Consider the following 2875-nt stretch of genomic DNA (forward strand, 5'->3'; position numbering starts at 1 on the left):
ACAAATCTGTTATAATCTACCTGTCGATGGAAACAAGAGCTGAAGTCTGTATCATAGGTGGTGGTGCTGCCGGGATGCTGGCGGCATTGTCTGCCGCGCGGCACCTCAAAGCCTCTGGCCACGATGGCTCAGTCCTCATCCTCGAACGAAATCGAGTGCTGGGCAAGAAGTTGGCCATCACGGGCAAAGGCAGGGCAAACGTGACCAATGCGCGTTCACTGGACGAGTTCGTCCAGGCCTTCGGCTCTTCCGGCCGATTCCTCTATCCGGCTTTCGAGTCCTTTTTCTCTGATGACCTCGTCGCTCTTTTTGCCGAAGCCGGCCTGCAACTCAAGACGGAGCGGGGTGGCCGGGTATTCCCTGTGACGGACAAGGCGCAGGACGTTGTCCAGGCTCTCGGGCTGTTGCTCGTGCGAGACGGTGTCGATGTTCTCTACTCGGCCCGCGTCCGAAGCATCGATATTGGGGCTGGCGGCTGGATGATCAGTTTGGAGTCTGGTGGGTTGCTGCACAGCCGGTCCGTGGTCGTGACTACAGGTGGAAAATCGTATCCTGGTACGGGATCGACGGGAGACGGCTATGAGTTTCTTGAGCGTGTAGGCCATCACCCCGGTCGTCTGCTGCCTGGCCTGGTTTCCTTGCACTGTCCCGAGAAGTGGCTGAGAGAACTTGCGGGGATTTCGCTCGAAGGCGTCGCTGTGGAAGCGTGGGTTGGCCCTAAGTTGCTGGCTCGAAGGCAGGGAGAAGTCATGATAACGGACCAAGGCATTGGAGGTCCGGCCGTCCTGTCGCTGAGTCTGGCTGTCACGCCAGCTCTGGCAGAGAGCCAGGCTGTCGTTCTGTACATGGACCTGCGGCCCGAGAAGACGTTGGACCAGGAACTTCACGACATTGAAGCTTGCGGGAATGCCAATGAGATTCTGGTGAATATCTCGAGATTCCTTCCGAGGCGGATGGCGCTTGAGCTGATGCGTGTGTGGGGCATTGAAGGAAAGGGCAGTACACCGTTATCCAGGAAAACCCTTGCAGCAGTCGCTCGGTCGGTCAAGGGAGTGGAGCTGGGATGCACAGGGGCTGGTCCTCTCACCTCCGCGATCATTACGCAGGGGGGAGTGCCTCTGCGAGAGGTCGACCCACGATCCATGGGATCGAGACTTGTTCCCGGATTGTTCATTGCCGGTGAGCTTCTGGACCTGCAGGCTGTCACCGGTGGTTATAATCTGCAAGCAGCTTTTTCGACTGGATTTCTGGCCGGAAGATGTGCGGCCGAATACGTTGCCAAATCACCAAATGACAGTAAACTTTAAAGGTTAAGGGGGTGATAACGACATGGCTGAAATCGGAACGACCAAGGTAAAGCGCGGTTTGGCAGAGATGTTTAAGGGTGGCGTCATCATGGACGTGACGACGGTCGACCAGGCGAAGATTGCCGAAGAAGCCGGTGCAGTGTCAGTGATGGCGCTCGAACGGATTCCGGCTGATATTCGCAGGGAAGGCGGCGTCGCAAGGTCGGCCGACCCGGGACTTGTCGAGCAGATTATGGACGCTGTCTCGATTCCCGTCATGGCCAAGGTGCGGATTGGGCACATCTCCGAAGCACGGATACTGGAGTATATGGGCATTGATTTCATTGACGAGAGTGAAGTGCTGACTCCCGCTGATGTCACGTATCATATCGACAAGTGGCAGTTCAAGATCCCCTTCGTATGTGGAGCGCGCAATTTGGGCGAGGCGCTTCGGCGTGTCAGTGAGGGAGCTGCAATGATCAGGACGAAGGGCGAGCCGGGCACCGGGGACGTTTCTGAAGCGGTCACCCACATGCGGGCGGTCATGAACGAAGTTCGCAAGGTGCAATCGATGCTCGAGGATGAACTCGTAGTCGAGGCGAAGGACCTCGGGGTCAATGTTGAGCTTCTGCGCGAAGTGCGCACACTGGGACGCCTTCCGGTGGTCAACTTTGCAGCGGGGGGCATTGCTACCCCGGCCGATGCGGCGCTCATGATGACGCTTGGTGCCGATGGTGTTTTCGTGGGTTCTGGCATTTTCAAGAGTTCAGACCCGCTTCCGAGAGCAAAAGCCATCGTGGCGGCAACGACCTATTGGGAGGATCCCAAGGTGCTCTTCGAGGTCAGCAAGGGCTTGAAGGAAGGAATGTCGGGCATTGATGCACGCACACTCGTCGAGCTGGATAAGATGCAGGTGAGGGATAACTAGAGGTGGTCATCGGCGTCCTCGCTCTTCAGGGTGACTTTCGAGAACACGCTAGCATGGTGCGGTTCCTCGGCGTGGAGGTTCGTCTTGTTCGCCTCCCCGAGGAAGTCTACTTGGTAGATGGGCTGATCATCCCAGGAGGAGAAAGTACGACCATGGGGAAGCTCATGGTCAAGTATGGAGTAGATCGAGCTATCGTCGACCGCTTCAACGCAGGCAGACTGGCGATCTATGGCACATGCGCCGGAATGATTGTTCTGGCTCGGGATATTGAGGGAAACCAGGTACAACCCCATCTCGGACTTCTGGATGTGACTGTTCAGCGGAATGCGTTTGGACGTCAAAAGGAGTCGAGTGAGGAAGATCTGGAAGTCCAAGGGTTGGACACACCATTGCATGCGTTGTTCATTCGGGCGCCGGTGATTGTCCAGACAGGACCTTCTGTAGAGGTACTGGCAAGGTTAGCGCAGGGGCCGGTCTATGTGCAGCAGGGAAGGCTTCTTGCTTCGTCGTTCCATCCGGAGCTTGGAAGCGATACGAGGGTACATGAACATTTTCTGCGATTGGCAGAACAGAGTTCAAATCAGGAGGTCTAAATGTCTGGGCATTCCAAGTGGCACAATATTCAGGCCAAGAAGGGCGTAGAAGACGCCAAGCGTGGTCG

General features: G+C 56.6%; 3 protein-coding genes. All 3 read left to right on the plus strand.

All coding sequences use genetic code 11. The annotated features are described in order from the left end of the window. Nucleotides 1-1307: BaiN/RdsA family NAD(P)/FAD-dependent oxidoreductase (locus SMC5_RS01335; RefSeq protein ID WP_119119283.1), on the plus strand; the 1307-nt coding region annotated here is incomplete at its 5' end. Between the two features lie 22 nt (nt 1308-1329). Then, nucleotides 1330-2214, plus strand: coding sequence for a pyridoxal 5'-phosphate synthase lyase subunit PdxS (gene pdxS, locus SMC5_RS01340; RefSeq protein WP_119119284.1), 885 nt, complete (start codon nt 1330-1332; stop codon nt 2212-2214). 2 nt (nt 2215-2216) lie between these two features. After that, nucleotides 2217-2807: a pyridoxal 5'-phosphate synthase glutaminase subunit PdxT gene (gene pdxT, locus SMC5_RS01345; RefSeq protein ID WP_119119285.1), complete on the plus strand. Its 591-nt coding sequence runs from the start codon at nt 2217-2219 to the stop codon at nt 2805-2807. Nucleotides 2808-2875: the final 68 nt, after the last annotated feature.

The sequence above is a fragment of the Candidatus Cryosericum odellii genome, from assembly GCF_003570935.1.
Taxonomy (GTDB): Bacteria; Caldisericota; Caldisericia; order Cryosericales; family Cryosericaceae; genus Cryosericum; species Cryosericum odellii.

Excerpts from the sequence above, each read along its gene's own strand:
- pdxS (WP_119119284.1), top strand. The coding sequence starts at position 1,330 with ATGGCTGAAATCGGAACGACCAAGGTAAAGCGCGGTTTGGCAGAGATG.